The 21,189-nt window shown below is 37.9% G+C and carries 16 protein-coding genes and 2 pseudogenes; 9 read left to right on the top strand and 9 right to left on the bottom strand.

Features of this window, described 5'->3' with window-relative positions; all coding sequences use genetic code 11:
• Positions 1–123: 123 nt before the first annotated feature.
• The 5 genes and pseudogenes from IC572_RS07145 to IC572_RS07125 all read right to left on the bottom strand — a co-directional run.
• Positions 124–894, bottom strand: a pseudogene (locus tag IC572_RS07145) (acetyl-CoA C-acyltransferase); the annotation flags it as partial.
• Positions 895–1,175: 281 nt separating this feature from the next.
• Positions 1,176–1,571, bottom strand: a pseudogene (locus IC572_RS07140) (3'-5' exonuclease family protein); the annotation flags it as partial.
• A 97-nt stretch (positions 1,572–1,668) separates the two neighbouring features.
• Positions 1,669–2,541: a CfrBI family restriction endonuclease gene (locus tag IC572_RS07135; RefSeq protein ID WP_187855645.1), complete on the bottom strand. Its 873-nt coding sequence runs from the start codon at positions 2,539–2,541 to the stop codon at positions 1,669–1,671.
• Between the two features lie 2 nt (positions 2,542–2,543).
• A complete protein-coding gene (locus tag IC572_RS07130) occupies positions 2,544–3,758 on the bottom strand; it encodes a DNA-methyltransferase (RefSeq protein WP_187846953.1) in 1,215 nt (404 codons plus the stop codon).
• 53 nt (positions 3,759–3,811) lie between these two features.
• Positions 3,812–4,624, bottom strand: a complete 813-nt coding sequence (locus IC572_RS07125; RefSeq protein ID WP_187855643.1) for a 3'-5' exonuclease — start codon at positions 4,622–4,624, stop codon at positions 3,812–3,814.
• A gap of 137 nt (positions 4,625–4,761) precedes the next feature.
• Between IC572_RS07125 and feoB the strand changes: the two genes are divergently transcribed.
• Together feoB and IC572_RS07115 are read left to right on the top strand one after the other, a co-directional pair.
• A complete protein-coding gene (feoB, locus tag IC572_RS07120) occupies positions 4,762–6,690 on the top strand; it encodes a ferrous iron transport protein B (RefSeq protein ID WP_187855641.1) in 1,929 nt (642 codons plus the stop codon).
• Positions 6,691–6,944: 254 nt separating this feature from the next.
• Positions 6,945–9,248, top strand: a complete 2,304-nt coding sequence (locus tag IC572_RS07115) for a TonB-dependent receptor family protein (RefSeq protein ID WP_127994950.1) — start codon at positions 6,945–6,947, stop codon at positions 9,246–9,248.
• 43 nt (positions 9,249–9,291) lie between these two features.
• Here the strand turns inward: IC572_RS07115 and fliP are convergent, their stop codons facing one another.
• Positions 9,292–10,026, bottom strand: coding sequence for a flagellar type III secretion system pore protein FliP (fliP, locus tag IC572_RS07110; RefSeq protein ID WP_187855639.1), 735 nt, complete (start codon positions 10,024–10,026; stop codon positions 9,292–9,294).
• A gap of 95 nt (positions 10,027–10,121) precedes the next feature.
• Here fliP and glmU point away from each other — a divergent pair, with 95 nt between their 5' ends.
• The 7 genes from glmU (at position 10,122) to IC572_RS07075 (ending at position 17,469) form a co-directional block, all read left to right on the top strand.
• Positions 10,122–11,423 (top strand): bifunctional UDP-N-acetylglucosamine diphosphorylase/glucosamine-1-phosphate N-acetyltransferase GlmU, encoded by a 1,302-nt coding sequence (glmU, locus tag IC572_RS07105; protein WP_187855637.1) that lies wholly within the window; start codon positions 10,122–10,124, stop codon positions 11,421–11,423.
• A 233-nt stretch (positions 11,424–11,656) separates the two neighbouring features.
• Entirely contained in the window at positions 11,657–11,992 is a 336-nt protein-coding gene (locus tag IC572_RS07100; RefSeq protein ID WP_187855635.1) for a pantothenate kinase, read from the top strand.
• 39 nt (positions 11,993–12,031) lie between these two features.
• A complete protein-coding gene (locus IC572_RS07095; RefSeq protein WP_000381664.1) occupies positions 12,032–12,538 on the top strand; it encodes a hypothetical protein in 507 nt (168 codons plus the stop codon).
• Between the two features lie 166 nt (positions 12,539–12,704).
• Complete coding sequence (locus IC572_RS07090) at positions 12,705–15,071, top strand: ribonucleoside-diphosphate reductase subunit alpha (protein WP_187855633.1); 2,367 nt, start codon at positions 12,705–12,707, stop codon at positions 15,069–15,071.
• Between the two features lie 61 nt (positions 15,072–15,132).
• Positions 15,133–16,080: a Gfo/Idh/MocA family protein gene (locus IC572_RS07085; protein ID WP_187855630.1), complete on the top strand. Its 948-nt coding sequence runs from the start codon at positions 15,133–15,135 to the stop codon at positions 16,078–16,080.
• Between the two features lie 111 nt (positions 16,081–16,191).
• On the top strand, positions 16,192–16,959 hold the full coding sequence (locus IC572_RS07080) for a sulfite exporter TauE/SafE family protein (protein ID WP_187855628.1): 768 nt from the start codon (positions 16,192–16,194) through the stop codon (positions 16,957–16,959).
• Positions 16,960–16,962: 3 nt separating this feature from the next.
• Positions 16,963–17,469 carry a methylated-DNA--[protein]-cysteine S-methyltransferase gene (locus IC572_RS07075; protein WP_187855626.1) on the top strand — a complete coding sequence of 169 codons (507 nt, stop codon included), beginning with the start codon at positions 16,963–16,965 and terminating at the stop codon, positions 17,467–17,469.
• Positions 17,470–17,531: 62 nt separating this feature from the next.
• Here the strand turns inward: IC572_RS07075 and xerH are convergent, their stop codons facing one another.
• From xerH to IC572_RS07060, 3 genes are all read right to left on the bottom strand, one after another.
• Positions 17,532–18,602, bottom strand: a complete 1,071-nt coding sequence (xerH, locus tag IC572_RS07070; RefSeq protein ID WP_180464061.1) for a tyrosine recombinase XerH — start codon at positions 18,600–18,602, stop codon at positions 17,532–17,534.
• A gap of 270 nt (positions 18,603–18,872) precedes the next feature.
• Positions 18,873–20,045: a pyridoxal phosphate-dependent aminotransferase gene (locus IC572_RS07065; RefSeq protein ID WP_187855624.1), complete on the bottom strand. Its 1,173-nt coding sequence runs from the start codon at positions 20,043–20,045 to the stop codon at positions 18,873–18,875.
• A gap of 158 nt (positions 20,046–20,203) precedes the next feature.
• Positions 20,204–21,016 (bottom strand): outer membrane protein, encoded by an 813-nt coding sequence (locus tag IC572_RS07060; RefSeq protein WP_033588460.1) that lies wholly within the window; start codon positions 21,014–21,016, stop codon positions 20,204–20,206.
• Positions 21,017–21,189: the final 173 nt, after the last annotated feature.

Below are 21,189 nucleotides of genomic sequence, written 5' to 3'. Positions count from 1 at the left end.
AACTTTGATTTTTAATAGAATGCGCTAAAAAGCGAATGGATTAGGTAGAATTACATTCAAATACCTAACGGCTAAGCACTTACATCTCCGCCCTAAAGGACGGAGTTTTTCGTGCTAGTGGGATAAAATGATAATACTCGCGCCATCATTGATCCCTGATGAATTCCCTGCCGTTACCGAGCCGTCTTTTTTGAAAGCGGGTTTGAGCTTTGCAAGGGATTCTAGAGTCGTGTCTCTAGGGTATTCGTCTTCTTTAAAAACCACCACGCCTTTTTTATTCGCTATTTCAATAGGCGTGATTTCTTCTTGGAATTTCTTTGCATTAATGGCGGCTCTTGCTTTGAGTTGCGATTGGAGCGCGAAATTATCTTGCTCTTCTCGGCTGATGTGGTATGCTTGAGCGACATTATCAGCGGTGATCCCCATGTGGTAATCATTGAACGCATCCCACAATCCATCATGGATCATGGAGTCTATCATGTTCGCATTCCCCATTCTTTTCCCCTCTCGCATGTCAAACGACAAATAAGGTGCTGCACTCATGTTTTCCACGCCACCGCACACCACCACCTCATCGCGCCCAAGCATGATGCTGTCATGCGCTAATTGAATGGCTTTCATAGACGATCCACAAACCATATTGACGCTAAAAGCGTTTTTGTCATTAGGGATGCCGGCGTCCAGTTGGATCTGCCTGGCGATATTTTGACCCAAACCAGCACCTAAAACATTGCCTAAAATGACGGAATCCACATCACTAGGCTTAAGGCCGCTTGCATTCAAAGCGTCTTTAAGCACGCAAACACCCATTTCTCTAGCACCAACGCTCTTTAGAGAGCCTAAAAAACTCCCCACTGCACTTCGTTTTGCTGCCACTATAACCACTTCATTCATGTCTTTGCCTTTAAGTTGATTTATCAGTCATAGTATCACTTTTAGGTGATTGACACCCTAACAGGTTGGATTTTGTTTTAGGTTTTGTTTTGGATTGAGGGAGATCCGTTTATTTTTTTCTCAAAAATATTATTCTTATCGTTCAATGATTATTGCACAATACAGCTTCAAGTGTGGACCTAAAATCAAGCAGATATGCACTTTAGGCTCATGTTTCTCTAACACTTTAAAAAATTTCTTTCTAAGCAGTCTTTGCCTAGTTTCAGGGTTTTAATAGAATTTTAAGCAAACTCCCTAATCTCTTTTTCTAAAGCGTTAATAAAAACGCTTGAATAGGATTTTTCCTTAGGGAATTTGGCTAAAAAATCATTCAATAGCCCAAGGTATTGTTCCTTATTTAAAGCCCCTTTCAACACTTCGTATTTTAAAAAAAGCCAGTAAGTGTTAAGCACATCGCTTTGGCAATAGCTATCAATAATCTCTTTTTTCTCCTTTTGGCTTAAATGTGGGTTGTAATAAATCGCATGCACTAAATCCCCGCTCACATCAAACTTACCAGGTATATTCGTCATAGAGCAAATGCCATTTAGATTCAACCCCCTAACGGATCCATAATGGCTCAAGCTATCCATCAAATCCAAATGAAACTGCTCGCTATAACGCGCACGGTAATTTTCCAACAATCATAAAAAATATTTTTAGGGGTTTTTGAAAAATTCCAATAGATAGTTTTTCTAAAATTCACAACACCTTAAATAATAGAGTATAAGTTTGTCATACATGATTTATCAATGGTATATCTAAACGCTTACAGAGTTTTTTAAAATCTAATAGAATATTGGAATTATTTTTTAGTTCTAAATAAACAATATTTAAATTTTCAAGCTGTTGTTTATTCTGTTCGCTTAGGGTATAAACTATAAAAATATCTGTATCTCTTGCAATGACCGCATCAGCACTTTCGGGATTGCCTTTACTCATTAATTTAACTTCTACTCTATAAACTCTACTCCTATCCTTATTATAAAGTTTAAAATCTACTTCTCTATCATACTCCAATTTTTTGTCTTTCTTAAAATTAGTTGCATCAATATGACTTTCTGAAATACAGCAACGCTTACACAATTCTAACATTAAAGGCTTTTCAATTCTTTTACCTATCATAGAATATGCACTTCCTCTCAAAGCAATTTTCTTGGTTGCTAAGGCATTAATAACAAGCAAGCTTTCTTTTAAGTCTAAATTAACACTAATATCCTTATAGGTAATTTTAATATTGATACCTAAATCTGCCATATTGTTGTTTTCTAAGTTCTGCAATATTTCATATAGATATTTTAAATTATTTTGTGCAATATCTAAAACAACTTCTTTAGTAGAAGTCCCATAAGTATTAAAAATGGTTTTGATATTGGTTCCACACAGAATGGCTATATCTTTTGGATCTTTATTATCCAAAACATATTGCTGATACCAACTAAAATCTATAGATTTATCATGCATTTTTGCGTAAATAATATCTTTAAAAAAAGATATAGCAAAATCTAAAAACTCTGTGTTAATAGTGTTTAAAACTACTTCTCTATAATCTTTTCCTTTTAAGAGTAAATCAATCGTATGATTTAAAGCTAATTCATTAAAATTCATTTTTAGATTTCCTTAAAACCAAGTTTGATTAGATTTTGAGCATATTTTGGATGCTGTTCACATAATAAAGGAATACGCCCCATAGATTTTGCAACCATTCCAAAAGTACCACTACCGGCAAAAGGGTCGCATACAACTTCATTTTCAAAAGAGTAGTAATTTAGCACTCTTTCACAAAGACTTTCAGGGAATACAGCCGGATGGTCTTTACTAGACTTTGGAGTAATATACCAACAATTGGTAGTTTCTATAGGCAATTCTTTTTTTCCAAATAAAGTATTATTTTGTTTGCTTGGTTTTAATCGTTTTTCAGCTATTTTAATATTTTTATCTAGTAGAAAAGGGGCTTTTTTACGATAAACTAACAAACTTTCACTCACACAATTAGGCTTGTATCCTAAAGGTTTTTTATTTTGTAAATATCCTCCAATACGATTAGGCACGCTAAAATCAGGTTTAATCCATAGGATTTCATCTACAAAGTAAAATCCATTGTCAATTAAAATTTGATGGAAATCAAAATGAATAGGATAACGCACACTTTCAAACTCACGCCCAGCTCTCTTGGTAATCACAGGTGAAACATTAATGATAATAAAACGCCCCTCTTCTAACACTCTAAAACAAGCTTTTAAACTTTGAGACATGGCATTTAGATAATCTTTGTAATTTTTATAATCACTATAAATTCTAGCATTATAGTAGGGTGGTGAAGTAAAAATAAGATTGATAGAATTAGGAACGATTTTATTGAGCGTTTGTGCATTATCCCCAATTAATAAAGAAGGTTTTTTAATAATATTCTCTATAATTTTTAAAGGTAGTTTTTTGGTATGGCGATAGTCATAGTATTGTTTCATTTTTTGCATGTTTTCATTTTGATAGTATTGCAACAAGTCATCGCATAATTTTGCGAATCGCATATCCTTAGATTTATATAAAGCAGTGCGTAAAAATTGATAAACAACTTCCATGTAATGTTCTTTAAAAGCTTCTTGCTTTAAAAAATTATAAATAATATCATCATCAAGTTGCCTACCAATAGAGCTTGCTATCTCTCTTTTTAGATCAATACTTAAATCTTGTTTAAACAATTCTAGCAATTTATTTAAATGGTCTTCGCTAGGGTGAGATCCCATATCCTTAATGCGTTTAATTGTGTAAAACTCAAGGTTTTTAATAAAACTATATGGTTTATTTTTTGATATTGTAGGCATAAAAGACTCTTTATTAAAAATATTAGATAGATTGTTTATACAATTATAAAACTTCAAGCAAACTCCCTAATTTCTTTCTCTAAAGCGTTAATAAAAACGCTTGAATAGGATTTTTCCTTAGGGAATTTGGCTAAAAAATCATTCAATAGCCCAAGGTATTGCTCCTTATTTAAAGCCCCTTTTAACACTTCGTATTTTAAAAAAAGCCAGTAAGTGTTAAGCACATCGCTCTGGCAATAGCTATCAATAATCTCTTTTTTCTCCTTTTGGCTTCTATTAGGGTTGTAATAAATCGCATGCACTAAATCCCCGCTCACATCAAATTTACCAGGAATATTCGTCATAGAGCAAATGCCATTTAGATTCAACCCCCTAACGGATCCATAATGGCTCAAGCTATCCATCAAATCCAAATGAAACTGCTCGCTATAACGCGCGCGATAATTTTCCCATTTGTTTTCTTGGTTGTAAAAAGCGTCTAAAGTTAAATTGTATTTAAGGGCTTTGAGCGTGAGTAGAGGCATATCAAAGCCTCTGCCATTGAAGCTTATTAGGCGCGGTTGCTTTTCGTTAAAGTATCTAAAAAAATCTTCTAAAAGCTCTTTTTCGCTTGTAAAATCCTCTTTATTCTCGTGTTTTTGCCCAAAATTCCCCACTTTGACAAACTGCCCGTAATCATCGCCAATGACTGCTGCAATAGAGACAATTTCATGCAAATAAAGGGGCAAAAACTCGCTCCCGCTTTTTTCTTTTTGCTTTTCAAAACTTAATTCACAGATTTTTAGCGCATCATTTTCTTCTAATTGGAAATGCTCTTTACACAAGCTCACGCTAGGAATGGTTTCTATATCAAACACGCACAACATTACACGCTCCTTTCGCATTTTAACATTCTTGTCTCGCTTTTATTATATAACAATTAGTCTTATAGCGCTATAGTGCTAACTTTTAATCTAAAAACGATATAACTAAAAATTAAAAAAACTTATTTGGAGAATTGGAAGTGAAAGAAATCACTATCGCTCTTGTGGGCCAACCTAATGTGGGGAAATCGTCTCTCATCAACGCTTTGAGCAACGCCCATTTGAAAGTGGGGAATTTTGCCGGGGTTACCGTGGATAAAATGGAAGTGGGCTTGATCCACAAAGAGCATCAAATCACTATCATTGATTTACCAGGCACTTACGCGCTCAATGACTTCACCACTGAAGAAAAGGTTACTAAAGATTTTTTAGAAAAAGGGCAATACGATCTCATTCTCAATGTGGTGGATTCCACCAATTTAGAGCGTAATTTAGCCTTAAGCGCGCAGCTATTAGACACGAATAAAAAAATGCTACTTGCGCTCAACATGTGGGATGAAGCCAAGAAAGAAGGCATTAAAATCAATACAGAAAAGCTTTCTCAAGAATTAGGGATTGTGTGCGTGCCTACAAGCGCAAGATCCAAAGAAGATCGCTTGAACACCGAGCTTTTATTAGATGAAATTGTCAGGCTTTATTCTCAAAACACTACAAATAATGAAAGCATCAAAGTCCCGTCTCAAAGCTTCAAGGAGTCTTTAAAATACAGCCAGAGCGCTCAAAGAATCGCTAAATCAGTGATCAGTGAAAACAAACAAAATGCGAGTTTTGAACACACTTATAAGATTGATAAGATTTTAATGCACCCGCGTTATGGGATTTTCATTTTTTTAGGGTTTATGTTTATCATCTTTTCTTTGAGCTTTTTAATAGGAGGGGGAGTGCAAAAAGCGCTTGAAGAAGGGTTTAAATTTTTGAGCGATAGCGTTAAAGAAAATGTGGCTAATGAAGATTTAGCGTCTTTAGTGGGCGATGGCATTATTGGGGGAGTGGGAGCGACGGTTTCATTCTTGCCTTTAATTGTGGTGTTGTATTTTGGGATTTCTTTACTAGAGACGACAGGCTATATGAGTAGGGTAGCGTTTTTATTGGATGGGATCTTGCATAAATTTGGCTTGCATGGGAAGAGTTTTATCCCTTTAATCACCGGTTTTGGCTGCTCAGTGCCAGCCTACATGGCGACAAGAACCTTACAAAACTATAACGAACGACTGATCACGCTTTTTGTGATCGGCTTTATGAGCTGCTCGGCAAGGCTGCCTATTTATGTGCTGTTTGTAGGATCGTTTTTCCCTTCTTCTAGCGCGGGGTTTGTGCTGTTTTGTATTTATATTTTGGGGGCGGTTGTGGCGTTAGTGATGGCCAAATTACTCAAATTAAGCGTGTTTAAAGGACAAACCGAATCTTTTATCATGGAAATGCCCAAATACCGCTTTCCCAGTTGGAGAATGGTCTATTTCAGTATCTACACCAAATCGCTTTCCTACCTAAAAAAAGCCGGGACTTACATTTTAGTGGGAGCGATTTTAATCTGGTTTATGTCTCAATACCCTAAAAGCGATGCGGCTATGAAAACTTATAAACAAGAAAGCTTATTGGTCAATAAGGATACCACTCTTTCAAGCGAAGCCAAAGAAGAAAAATTAAAAGAATTAAAAGCAGAATTGGATAAAAAGAATTTAAAAAACAGCATTGTAGGAAGAGGTGGGGCGTATTTAGAAAAAGTCTTTAGCCCTATGGATTTTGATTGGCGTTTGAGTGTGTCGCTTGTAACCGGATTTATGGCTAAAGAGGTGGTGGTTTCTACTTTGGGTGTGTTGTTTTCTTTAGGGGATCAAAATGAAAAATCTGACGCTTTTAGAGGGATCTTAAGAAAAGAAGTCAGCGTGCCAAGCGGGATCGCTTTTATCGTGTTTGTGATGTTTTATATCCCTTGTTTTGCAGCGACCATTACTTTTGGTAGGGAAGCTGGGGGGATAAAGTTTGTGGCGTATTTATTCATCTTCACAACCGTTGTGGCGTATGCGTTTTCCTTGATAGCTTTTTATGCGACTCAAATTTTGGTTTAAAAAGGCTAGCCATAAAAGGGTTTAAAAACCCTTTGTCCGTTTAAAATTCACCTCATTAGAAATATTAAAAAATTTTTATTTTTCTTTATATCCTAATCTTTTCTATAAACATTCGCATTAATCGGTATTTTTGATAAAAAAGTCATTAATATTATCTAAATAATAATTTTTTAAAAATTTAAGCTAAAACTAATAATAGTTATTATAAATTTCACCTTGTTGTAAAAAAGAACATTTTTCATAAAAGGTGGTAAATGAAAAGGATTTTAGTCTCTTTGGCTGTTTTGAGTCATAGCGCGCATGCTGTAAAAACCCACAATTTGGAAAGGGTAGAAGCTTCAGGGGTGGCTAACGATAAAGAAGCGCCTTTAAGCTGGAGGAGCAAGGAAGTTAGAAACTATATGGGTTCTCGCACGGTGATTTCTAACAAACAGCTCACTAAAAGCGCGAATCAAAGCATTGAAGAAGCTTTACAAAATGTGCCAGGCGTGCATATTAGAAACTCTACCGGTATTGGAGCTGTGCCTAGCATTTCCATTAGGGGGTTTGGTGCGGGAGGCCCAGGGCATTCTAATACGGGAATGATTCTAGTCAATGGGATTCCTATTTATGTCGCGCCCTATGTTGAAATTGGCACGGTTATTTTTCCTGTAACCTTTCAATCTGTGGATAGAATCAGCGTAACTAAGGGTGGGGAGAGCGTGCGTTATGGCCCTAACGCTTTTGGCGGTGTGATCAACATTATCACCAAAGGCATTCCTACCAAGTGGGAAAGTCAGGTGAGCGAGAGGACCACTTTTTGGGGCAAATCTGAAAATGGGGGGTTTTTCAATCAAAATTCTAAAAACATTGACAAAAGCTTAGTTAATAACATGCTTTTTAACACCTATTTAAGAACAGGGGGCATGATGAATAAGCATTTTGGAATCCAAGCTCAAGTCAATTGGCTCAAAGGGCAAGGGTTTAGATACAACAGCCCTACCAACATTCAAAACTACTTGCTAGATTCGTTGTATCAAATTAATGATAGTAATAAAATCACTGCTTTTTTTCAATATTACAGCTATTTTTTAACAGACCCTGGGTCTTTAGGTATAGCTGCCTATAATGAAAATCGTTTTCAAAACAACCGCCCTAACAACGATAAAAGCGGGAGAGCGAAGCGATGGGGAGCTGTGTATCAAAACTTTTTTGGGGACACGGATAGGGTAGGGGGGGATTTCACTTTCAGTTACTATGGGCATGACATGTCAAGGGATTTTAAATTTGATTCTAACTATTTAAATGTCAATACCAATCCTAAATTAGGCCCTGTTTATACCAATCAAAATTATCCAGGATTTTTTATTTTTGATCATTTAAGGCGTTATGTGATGAACGCTTTTGAGCCTAATTTGAACTTAGTCGTCAATACCAATAAAGTTAAGCAAACTTTTAACGTGGGCATGCGTTTTATGACGATGGACATGTTCATTAGATCCGATCAAAGCACATGCGAAAAATCAGATATTATTGATGGGGTGTGCCATATGCCCCCATATGTTCTTTCTAAAAAGCCTAGTAACAATCAAGAAATGTTTAACAACTATACAGCGGTATGGTTGAGCGATAAAATAGAACTTTTTGATTCTAAATTGGTGATAACTCCAGGGCTTAGATACACCTTTTTAAACTACGATAACAAAGAGCCAGAAAAGAACGATTTTTCCGTATGGACCAGTAAAAAACAGCGTCAAAACGAATGGAGTCCCGCCCTTAACATTGGCTATAAACCTATGGAAAATTGGATATGGTATGCGAACTACCGCCGCAGTTTTATCCCCCCACAACACACAATGGTAGGCATTACTAGGACTAATTACAACCAAATTTTCAATGAAATTGAAGTGGGGCAACGCTATAGTTATAAAAATCTATTGAGCTTTAACACCAATTATTTTGTGATTTTTGCCAATCGTTACTATGCGGGAGGCTATAGTCCACAGCCTGTGAATGCTAGGAGTCAAGGGGTGGAATTAGAATTGTATTACGCGCCGATTAGGGGTTTGCAATTTCATGTGGCTTACACTTATATTGATGCGCGCATCACTTCTAACGCTGATGATATTGCTTATTATTTTACAGGCATTGTCAATAAACCCTTTGATATTAAAGGGAAGCGTTTGCCTTATGTGAGCCCTAACCAATTTATATTTGACATGATGTATACTTACAAGCACACGACTTTTGGAATCAGTAGCTATTTTTATAGTCGCGCTTATAGTTCTATGCTCAATCAGGCCAAAGATCAAACCGTGTGTCTGCCCTTAAACCCAGAATACACAGGGGGGTTAGAGTATGGTTGTAATTCAGTGGGGTTATTGCCCTTGTATTTTGTGTTGAATGTCCAAGTAAGCTCCGTTTTATGGCAAAGCGGTAGGCATAAAATCACAGGGAGTTTGCAAATCAATAACCTTTTTAACATGAAGTATTATTTTAGGGGGATTGGCACAAGCCCTACAGGGAGAGAGCCAGCACCAGGGAGATCCATTACAGCGTATTTGAATTATGAGTTTTAAATTAATTTCAAGCTATCCTTTTATGGCTTGAATGTTTTTAATATCAAACCATTTTAAAACTCGCCACTAAATTTTCGGTCAATAAATTAAACCCATCCACCAGAATAAACACTAAAATTTTAAAAGGCAGAGAAATCATTACAGGCGGGAGCATCATCATGCCCATCGCCATTAAAATAGAACTGATGACCATATCAATCACCAAAAAAGGCAAGTAGAGTAAAAAGCCGATTTGAAACGCTGTTTTCAATTCGCTTATCATAAACGCCGGGATTAAAACGCTCAAGCTCACATCATCAGGGGTTTTAGGGTTAGGCAAATTCCTAATCCTAAAAAAAAGGGCTAAATCCTTTTCTCGTGTGTTTTTAAGCATGAATTTCTTGAAAGGCAGAGCGCTTTTTTCAAACGCTTCGGTGTAAGAAATCTTTTTATCCATATAAGGCTTGATCCCTGTATCATAAGCCTTTTTCAAGCTAGGTTCCATGATAAAAAAAGTCAATATCAAAGAGAGCGAGACTAAAATTTGAGTGGGTGGGGTTTGTTGCGTGCCTAAAGCGGTCCTTAAAAAAGAAAACACCACGATCAAGCGGGTGAAACTCGTCATCACTAAAATCAACGATGGGGCTAAAACTAAAAGCGTGAGTAAGGCAATGACATTAAGGGTGGTTACGAGCTGTTTAGGATCATTAGGAGCGTTTAAAGAGAGATTGACGCTAGGCAAAGCGCTATCAGCGCTCATTAAAGGGCAAATGAGAATGAAAAAAATGAAAAAACGCAAAATTCTAGCCTTAAATCTTTGATGAAACGAAGTCAAATTATAAGATAAGGCATGTTAAAATTCCCTAAAATAACCCCATAAATTGAAGGATTTTAATGCTTTCTGTCATCATACTAGCCGCTGGCAAAGGCACTCGCATGCACTCTAGTCTACCTAAGACTTTACACACGATTTGCGGAGAGCCTATGCTGTTTTACATTTTAGAAGTGGCTTTTTCAATCAGTGATGATGTGCATCTTGTCTTACACCATCAACAAGAACGCATTAAAGAAGCGGTGTCAAAGCGTTTTAAGGGCGTTATTTTTCACGCTCAAATCGTGGAAAAATATTCAGGGACAGGTGGGGCCATCATGCAAAAAGATAAAACGCCTATTTCTACGAAACATGAGCGGGTTTTGATTTTGAATGCGGACATGCCCTTAATCACTAAAGACGCCCTCACCCCCTTATTAGAAAGCCAGAATAACGCCATAGGCTTACTGCATTTAGCTGACCCTAAAGGTTATGGGCGCGTTGTTTTAGAAAACCACCAGGCTAAAAAGATTGTAGAAGAAAAGGACGCTAATGATGAAGAAAAAAAAATTAAAAGCGTGAACGCTGGCGTGTATTTTTTTGAAAGAAAGTTTTTAGAAAGATACTTGCTCAAGCTTAATGACCAAAACGCCCAAAAAGAATACTACCTCACGGATTTGATCGCCCTAGGCATCAATGAAAATGAAAAAATTGACGCTATTTTTTTAGAAGAAGAGTGTTTTTTAGGGGTGAATAGCCAAACAGAAAGAGCGAAGGCTGAAGAAATCATGTTAGAAAGACTGCGAAAAAACGCCATGGACTTGGGGGTGATGATGCAATTACCAAAGAGCATTTATTTAGAAAAAGGCGTGAGTTTTAAGGGGGAGTGCGTTTTAGAGCAAGGGGTGCGTTTGAGTGGGAATTGCTTGATAGAAAACGCGCGCATTAAGGCTTATAGCGTGATAGAAGAGAGTCAAATTATTAATAGCAGTGTGGGGCCGTTTGCCCATGCGCGCCCTAAAAGCGTGATTTGTGATAGCCATGTGGGGAATTTTGTAGAGACTAAAAACGCTAAACTCCAAGGTGCTAAAGCGGGGCATTTGAGCTATTTAGGGGATTGCGAGATAGGGAAAAACACAAATATAGGGGCTGGCGTGATCACTTGCAATTACGATGGTAAAAAGAAACACCAAACGATCATCGGTGAAAATGTCTTTATAGGGAGCGATAGCCAGCTAGTCGCCCCTATAAATATCGGCTCTAATGTTTTAATTGGCAGCGGCACCACCATCACTAAAGACATTCCTAGTGGTTCGTTGAGCCTTTCACGCGCCCCTCAAACTAACATTGAAAACGGGTATTTTAAGTTTTTTAAGAAATCTTAAAGAGCTTGAAAAGAATTGCTGTTTTAAAACTTTATTGAGCGTATTTTTAAATAACGATTTACCTTAATCCTAATAATTTGTGAATAAATAAAACACTTATTGAGCTTCTTGTGATCTTTTGCCGATCTATAACAATTCTCTTAATGCGATTGTGGTATAAATATTCTTATCAAGGTGTGCCAAACATGCCTTGAGTCTCAATTTTTGAATCTCAATTTATGAAAGGATTTGTTATGAGTGGATTAAAAGCATTTAGTTGTGTAGTGGTTTTATGCGGTGCAATGGCTAATGTGGCTATAGCTGGTCCTAAAATAGAGGCAAGGGGTGAATTAGGCAAATTTATAGGGGGTGGTGTTGGGGGTTTTGTTGGTGATAAAATGGGCGGATTTGTTGGTGGTGCAATAGGAGGATATATTGGGTCTGAAGTAGGCGATAGGGTAGAAGATTATATCCGTGGCGTTGATAGAGAGCCTCAAACTAGAGAGCCTCAGACTAGAGAGCCACAAGCCCCAAGAGAACCTATCCGTGATCTTTATGATTACGGCTATAGTTTTGGGCATGCTTGGTGATCTTAAATGATCCAAGGTGATGGGGGGGGAGGAAATAACATGGATACTACAAAAGAGAACTTGAATGGCTCAAAAGAGCGTTTGAGCGATTTGGAATATCGATGGGCAATGGCTCTAGTCTATGGAGGATGTATCTCCATAACCACTAGGATTTTTTATGACATAAATGGTTCAGCTAGCGATCCGCTTTTTGACCCTAAATACAGCTATTATGTGTGGTTAGTGGGTCTAATAGCGGCTTTGTTGTCTAATCTCTTGTTTAATCCTAAAGGCAGGTCGGTAGGTTATTTAATGATTGAAACTTGGCAAGGATTCCCCAAGTTTTTTAAAGCCATTTTTAAGGCTAGGTTTTTTGGTGCGTTTTATGACGCTGTGTTAGGAGCAAGGCTAAGGGATTTTTATGTGATGCTTTTAACGATACCCTTTATTATCGCTATGCATGAAATTTCGGCGTATTGTGGGCATCCTAGCAATCTCCTTGTAGAGGGTTTGGTCATTTTAGGGTTTCAAGGTTTTCTTAAGCTTTGCGCTAAATGGGGGTGGTGATTTAACTCAAATAGCATTAAATGGAGGGGGAGTAAAAAAATTAAAGAAACTTTAAAACTCATTTTCATTAATAGAACAAATCCAACTTGAACTTTTCTTTTTCTTAAGTTTTTTATTGATACAATGCCAAATTTAAAAGAAAACGATTTGATTTAAAGGAAAAATTTTGATTACGGTGGTTAAACGAAACGGGCGCATTGAGCCTTTGGACATTACCAAAATCCAAAAATACACTAAGGACGCTACGGACAATTTAGAGGGCGTGAGCCAAAGTGAGCTGGAAGTGGATGCGAGGTTGCAATTCAGGGACAAGATCACTACTGAAGAAATCCAACAAACTTTGATTAAAACCGCTGTGGATAAGATAGATATTGGCACGCCTAATTGGAGCTTTGTCGCCTCAAGGCTTTTTTTGTATGATTTATACCATAAAGTAAGCGGTTTTACAGGGTATAGGCATTTGAAAGAGTATTTTGAAAACGCTGAAGAAAAGGGCCGCATCCTTAAGGGCTTTAAGGAAAAATTTGATCTAGAGTTTTTAAATAGCCAGATCAAGCCTGAAAGGGATTTCCAATTCAATTATTTGGGGATTAAAACCTTGTATGATCGCTATTTGTTAAAAGACGCTAACAATCACCCTATTGAATTGCCCCAACACATGTTTATGAGCATTGCGATGTTTTTGGCGCAAAACGAACAAGAACCTAATAAAATCGCCTTAGAATTTTATGAAGTTTTAAGCAAGTTTGAAGCGATGTGTGCAACCCCCACTCTAGCGAACGCGCGCACCACCAAGCACCAATTAAGCTCATGCTATATTGGCAGCACGCCGGATAACATTGAGGGGATTTTTGACAGCTATAAGGAAATGGCGCTATTGTCCAAATACGGCGGAGGGATTGGCTGGGATTTTTCTTTGGTGCGTTCTATTGGGAGTTATATTGATGGGCATAAAAATGCGAGCGCAGGCACGATCCCGTTTTTAAAAATCGCTAATGATGTGGCGATTGCGGTTGATCAATTAGGCACACGAAAGGGCGCGATTGCGGTGTATTTGGAAATCTGGCACATTGATGTGATGGAGTTCATTGATTTAAGGAAAAATAGCGGCGATGAAAGGCGAAGAGCGCATGATTTGTTCCCGGCCATTTGGGTGTGCGATTTGTTTATGAAAAGGGTTTTAGAAGACGCGATGTGGACTTTGTTTGACCCTTATGAGTGTAAGGATTTGACTGAGCTTTATGGGCAGGATTTTGAAAAACGCTATTTAGAGTATGAAAAAGATCCCAAAATCATTAAAGAATACATCAACGCTAAAGATTTATGGAAAAAAATCTTAATGAATTATTTTGAAGCCGGCTTGCCTTTCTTAGCCTTTAAAGATAACGCCAATCGGTGCAACCCAAACGCTCATGCAGGAATCATTCGATCCAGCAATCTATGCACGGAGATTTTTCAAAACACCGCGCCTAACCACTACTACATGCAAATAGAATACACCGATGGCACCATAGAGTTTTTTGAAGAAAAAGAGTTGGTAACGACAGATAGTAATATCACTAAATGCGCTAACAAGCTCACTAGCACGGATATTCTAAAGGGTAAGCCAATCTATATCGCTACTAAAGTCGCTAAAGACGGGCAAACGGCGGTGTGCAATCTGGCGAGCATCAATTTAAGCAAAATCAACACTGAAGAAGACATTAAAAGGGTTGTGCCGATCATGGTTAGGCTTTTAGACAATGTGATTGATTTGAATTTCTACCCTAACCGCAAAGTCAAAGCCACTAATTTACAAAATAGAGCCATAGGGTTAGGGGTTATGGGTGAAGCGCAAATGCTCGCAGAACACCAAATCGCTTGGGGGTCTAAAGAGCATTTAGAAAAAATTGACGCTTTAATGGAGCAAATCAGCTACCATGCGATTGACACGAGCGCGAATCTAGCGAAAGAAAAAGGGGTTTATAAGGATTTTGAAAATTCAGAATGGAGTAAGGGGATTTTCCCTATTGATAAAGCCAACAATGAAGCCTTAAAGCTCACCGAAAAAGGGCTTTTTAATCATGCTTGCGATTGGCAAGGTTTGAGGGAAAAAGTCAAAACTAATGGCATGCGTAATGGCTATTTAATGGCGATCGCTCCCACAAGCTCCATTTCTATTTTAGTAGGCACAACCCAAACGATTGAACCCATTTATAAGAAAAAATGGTTTGAAGAAAATTTGAGCGGGCTAATTCCTGTGGTAGTGCCTAATTTGAGCGTAGAAACTTGGAATTTTTACACATCGGCTTATGATATTGACGCTAAAGATTTAATTAAAGCAGCGGCCGTGCGCCAAAAATGGATCGATCAAGGCCAAAGCATTAATGTGTTTTTACGCATAGAAAACGCTAGCGGTAAAACCTTGCATGAAATCTACACGCTCGCTTGGAAATTAGGACTCAAATCCACTTATTATTTGCGCAGCGAAAGCCCTAGCATAGATGAAAAAAGCGTGTTGGATCGATCGGTGGAGTGTTTTAATTGCCAATAATATAAGCTTAAATAAGCTAATCTTTGCTAAAATGAGATTCAAAATGATTTAAGGAAGATGAATGCTTTTTGCGATGATTGGTTCAGGGGGGTTTATCGCTCCCAAGCACTTGCAAGCGATTAGAGATACTGGGCATTTTTTGGATTGCTCTTTTGATGTTCATGATAGCGTGGGGGTTTTAGATGAGTATTTTCCGCAATCAGAGTTTTTTACAAACATTGAAGATTTTGAAAAGCATTTAGAGCAATCTAAGGCTATGGGTAAAGAAATCAACTATTTGAGTGTTTGCACGCCCACGCACACGCATTTTGATCACATCCGTTTCGGGTTAAGAAACGGCATGCATGTGATTTGTGAAAAACCCTTAGTTTTAGACCCTGGCGAAATACAAGAATTGAAAGATTTGGAGGTGAAACACCAAAAAAGGGTATTTAGTCTTTTACCCTTACGCTTGCATTGCGACACGCTGGCTTTGAAAGAAAAAATCAAGAGCGAATTAGACAAAAACCCTAGCAAGGTGTTTGACATCACGCTCACTTATATCAGCGTTCAAGGGAAATGGTATTTTTCTTCATGGCGAGCGGATGTGAATAGGAGCGGGGGGTTAGCCACTCAAATGGGAGTGAATATTTTTGACACTTTATTGTATTTGTTTGGAGGCGTTAAAGACAAGGTTATCAATAGAGAAGAGCCTGATTGCGTGTGCGGGATACTCTTTTTAGAGCATGCCAAAATAAGATGGTTTTTTTCCATCAATCCAGAACACATGGGAGTGGCTAAAGAAAAAGTTTATCATAAAATGATCCTAGAGGGCGAAGAAGTCAATCTCACGCAGAGCTTTGATAACCTGTATATAGAAAGCTACAAACAGATTTTAGCTCAAGGGGGGTTTGGCTTGGATGACGCTACGGCGTCTATCAAACTGGCTTATGAATTAAGAAACCTTTCAGTCAGCGAACCCAATGAAGATTCGCATGTTTTGTGTTGCAAAAACAAAACAGACCAATAAAAGCATCACTTTTAAAAGCGTTGTTTAGGGGGTTTGGTTATTGGTGTTTGATTAGAATAGGGTTATTTTTAATTTTCTTTTAAGAGGGGTTTTACTTTTTTAAGGGTTTTTATGGATATTTATGTGTTATACATAGCGATAGGGCTTTTTACTGGCATTCTATCTGGGATTTTTGGCATTGGTGGGGGGTTGATCATTGTCCCTATCATGCTCGCAACCGGGCATTCTTTTGAAGAATCCATTGGGATTTCCATTTTGCAAATGGCGCTTTCATCGTTCGTGGGATCTGTTTTGAATTTCAAAAAAAAGTCGCTTGATTTTTCTTTAGGCTTGTTGATAGGGGCAGGGGGGCTGATAGGGGCGAGTTTTAGCGGATTTGTTTTAAAAATCGTTTCCAGTAAAATTTTAATGGTTATTTTCGCGCTTTTAGTTGTGTATTCTATGATCCAATTTGTTGTGAAACCCAAAAAAAAAGATTTGATAGCGGATACTAAACGCTATCATTTGCAAGGTTTAAAATTATTTTTAATTGGCGCGCTCACAGGGTTTTTTGCCATCACTTTAGGGATTGGTGGGGGGATGCTCATGGTGCCTTTGATGCATTATTTTTTAGGGTATGATTCTAAAAAATGCGTGGCGTTGGGGTTATTTTTTATTCTGTTTTCTTCTATTTCAGGAGCTTTTTCTTTAATCTATCACCACATCATCAATAAAGAAGTGCTCTTAGCAGGGGCGATTGTGGGCTTAGGCTCTGTTATGGGCGTGAGCATTGGGATTAAATGGATCATGGGGCTTTTGAATGAAAAAATGCATAAAGCTTTGATTTTGGGGGTGTATGGTTTGTCGCTGTTGATTATTTTATACAAACTCTTTTTTTAATTGATGGTTTTATACCACTACTATTTTAAGACCCCTAAGAGTTTCCCTTTAGAGTATTTGCATTTGTGCACTAATGAGAGCCATTTATTAAGGTTGGATTTTGATGCGGCCAATTTTTCTCATCACACCCCTATGAATACCCCATTAAAACTCAGCGTTCAAGCCTTGGAGCGTTATTTCTTGGGACAACTTTTTGAATTTGATACGCCTTTGGATTTGATAGGGACTTTTTTTCAAAAACAAGTTTGGTCTGCGTTATTAACTATCCCTTATGGTAAAACAAAAAGTTACGATGAAATCGCAAAGCTCATTAATAACCCTAAATCGTGCAGAGCGATTGGCAACGCTAACCGCAATAACCCTATTTCTTTGATCGTGCCTTGTCATAGAGTGGTGCGTAAAAATGGTGCTTTAGGGGGGTATAATGGGGGCATAGAAGTCAAAAAGTGGCTGTTAGAATTTGAAAGCAAAATTTTAAATGAGCGAGCTAAAAACTCTTTGATTTATTAAAAAATGGGGGTTTTAGTTGTTTTATAGTAAAAATGATTTTCTTAAGGGAGTAGGGGGGTGTTTTAATTTTCTTCCCAAATGCTCGCCGCTTCTTTTAAACGCTCTTTGTCAAAATGCGTGTAAATCCTGCTCGTATTCAAGCTCGCATGCCCCAAAGCTTCTTGAACCAAAATCAAATCATGGCGTTTTTGATAAAGCAAGGTCGCAAAAGAATGCCTTAACATGTGCGCCCCATTTTTCTCTCGCCTGAGTCCTGCAAAATTGATGATGCGTTCCACTTGCTTATACAAATACGCTTGCGTTAAAGCACTGCCTTTTTGGTTGCAAAACAATAAATCGTTTTTAACAGGATACAATTCCCTTTCTATGAGCCATTCTTTTAAAAGGCTCTCAATGTGGAAAGCTTTGAGCATCACCGCTCTGTATTTATCGCCCTTACCTTTAATCAAAATCGTGTAACAGCCATTTTCTAAAGTAAAATCCTTTATTTTAAGCTGTAAGGCTTCGTTAGAACGCATGCCTGTAAAAACGATGATTTTAATGAGCAGGCGGTTTCTGGCACGCACTTTAGCGGACATTTCTATTTTATCAATGCCCTCTAAAAATTTTTCTAATTCTTCATTATTTAAATGAGTAGGGAGCTTGTTGCCCGCGCTTTGATTGACTCCGCTAATGTTTTTAAGCGTGATATTATAAATATAAGATTTTTCATTTTCATCTTGATTTTGCTTGTCTATATAGCTAAAAAGCCCTAATAGAGCGATCCGGTAATTTTTCTTAGTGGCTAAACTCAAACCTCCGGTATAAATACTCAAAAATTCAGCCAACATGACTTCATCAATGCTTTTGAGCGATTTTAAAGAAAGCTTTTGAGCGTATTCGTAAAATTTGAGTAGGGGCAATGCGTAGGTGTTGATACCTAGTAATCCGGCACTGCGGGCTTTTTTGCAAACTTTTTCCAATTGGCTTGAATTGATGAACGCATGATTGAATTCGTTCAAGCATTCAAAAACCTTGTTTTGATCTTTCACTTGGGAATTAGACAGGCTCGTGCATTTGTAACGCAAAAAGCGCCCAATCCATAGCAAAAGATTTTCTACAGGGTCTTTTAATTCTTCTAGGGGGTGTTTCATTGGGGTTTTAGATTATTCTTTCAAACGCCTATCAGTATATAAGAGCCTTCATTCATTGATAAAGAATATCAACATATTGATTAACACATATCAGAGTTATTGTTGTTGTGATCAAATCTTATTGCCATAATTATTCCTTAAAATCTATTTTAGTTATGAAAACTGCACTTTTCAAACTTTTAAATCCAACCATTATACCACGCTATGCCACTAACCACAATATCAAATTCCAAACAAGATTAAGTCCCCCCTTTTTTAAATACCAATTTTTTATCCCTTTGATTTGACAAAGCGAGCGATGCGTTCAATCCCCTTTTCAATCTGTTCTTCTGAGCATGCAAAAGACAAACGGACATAGCCTTCCAATCCAAAAGCCTTTCCAGGCACTAACGCCACGCCTTCTTTTTCTAACAACTCATGGCAAAATCGCATCGAATCCCCCCCACAAAGGCTACCAATATGGATAAACAGATAAAACGCCCCATCAGGTTTTAAAGCATTCAACCCTCCAATCGCATTGATTTTTGCATGGGCTAAATCACAGCGCCTCTCAAAAGCCTGACGCATCGTTTCAATTTCCTTATCCACCAACCCCTCAAGTGCCACAATAGAAGCCATTTGCGTGATAGAATTGATATTGGAAGTGCATTGGCTTTGCAAGTTATTCATCAATTTGACTAATTTTTTATCCTTGCTCGCCGCATAGCCCATACGCCAGCCTGTCATCGCCACTGACTTGCTCAAGCCATTAATGGTAATGGTGCGTTTTTTCATCTCTTCACTCACCGCCGCACAAGAAACAAACTCCCCCTTATAAACAAGCTTTTCATAAATTTCATCGCTAAGCACCCAAATTGGAGTGTCTTTTAAAACTTCGCCCAAAGCCTCTAATTCCGCCTTGCTATAAAGCATGCCGGTAGGGTTTGATGGGGTGGTGAGAATGAGCATTTTCGTTTTGGGGCTTAAGGCGTCTTTAAGCTGCTTGGGGGTGATTTTAAAATGGCTTTTTTCATCGGTTTGAATGAATTGACTCACCCCTCCGCTGTATTTCACAAGCTCAGGGTAAGTTACCCAAAAAGGCACAGGGATAATCACCTCATCGCCCTCCCCTATTAAGGCCTGAATCGCATTGAACAGGCTTTGCTTGGCGCCATTACTCACTAAAATTTCACTCAGCTCATAATCCAAGTTGTTTTCTTTTTTCAATTTAAAAGCGATCGCTTTGAGTAATTCAGGAATCCCAGCCACCGGCGTGTATTTGGTGAAGCCGTCATTTAGGGCTTTTATAGCCGCATCTTTAATCGCTTGCGGGGTGTCAAAATCAGGCTCGCCCGCTGAAAAACTTAAAATATCTTTTCCTTGCGATTTCAATTCTTTAGCGAGCGTGCTGATAGCGATCGTTGTGGATTCTGAAAGGGATTGGATTTTAGAGGAATATAACATGCTTAATCCTTGTTAAATTTTTGAACTATCATAACATGATCAAAAAGATTTTAATTCTAATTTTCAAAAAACTTTAAAAAATGTTTCAAAAGAAAGCGGTGGTTTATGCAAGAAAACTCTAATTGAAAATCCAATTAGAGAAAAACAAGCGTTTTAAATCAGAAATTGTAACGATACCCTACATAAAGGCTGTATTGACGGCGGTAAGTGAAGCTCAAATTCCCATGGTTAAAATAATAAACATTGATAGTAGGAATCTTCACGCCAAAGTCAAATTCTTGATGCTGGCCAATATGGGTGCGGATCCCTAAATTAAAAAGGAACTGGAAAATCGCCGGATCAAGGCTATAGGAGGTGTGCTTATAAGGGCTTTTAGTTTCCAAAAAGGCCCCTGTCGTATTACCCCAAGAGTTGCCCGCGATTTGAGCCCCAAAAAAGAAACCAAAACTCGCATCTTCTTTATTGATGACATTGTATAAAGTGTCAATACCCACACCATAAGTGAACATGTCAGACAGATTGCCCATTGTCCCTACTTTGGTCGCGCATGGTTGGTGAAGCTCACACACCCCACCATTATCTGATGTCAAAGCGTTCGCTCCAAATACGGCATGCCCATAATCCATGAAGCCGTAATAGCGTGCACCAAACCATCTCTTCTCTCCAAAAAACTGCTTATAACCCACAGTAAGCCCTAAACCTTGCATAACGGCTAGATAGTCGGTTTTACCCACAGGGAACTTAGGATAGTTAAATTCACTGCTCTTTGGAGGGTTTTTGACGCTTTGTGAAGCCTGACCGACTTGATAGCTAATCCCCAAATACCAAGCGTTTTTCTCGCCTTTCACTACTTTATACTCTTTTGGCTTTTCCAATTGTTTTTGCACTTCTGTGCTACCTTCTGCTGCCAAAAGACTATTACCTAACACTACCGATAAACAGAGCGTTTTAAACACTACAAACTTTTTCATACAACATTTTTCCTTCTAAAAGTCTACATTTCGTATAATAATAACATAATAATCTATAAAAAACCTAAATTCTTAAGAAAAACACCCCTAAAACTTAAAATTTTAAATTTTCTAGGGGGTTTTAGCGGTTTGGCTCTGCGATTTTTTCTGTTTTTGGGGGGATTTTGGGATAA

Source organism: Helicobacter pylori (genome assembly GCF_014496485.1).
Classification (GTDB): domain Bacteria; phylum Campylobacterota; class Campylobacteria; order Campylobacterales; family Helicobacteraceae; genus Helicobacter; species Helicobacter pylori_DD.
This window is presented reverse-complemented; position numbering and strand designations above follow the sequence as displayed.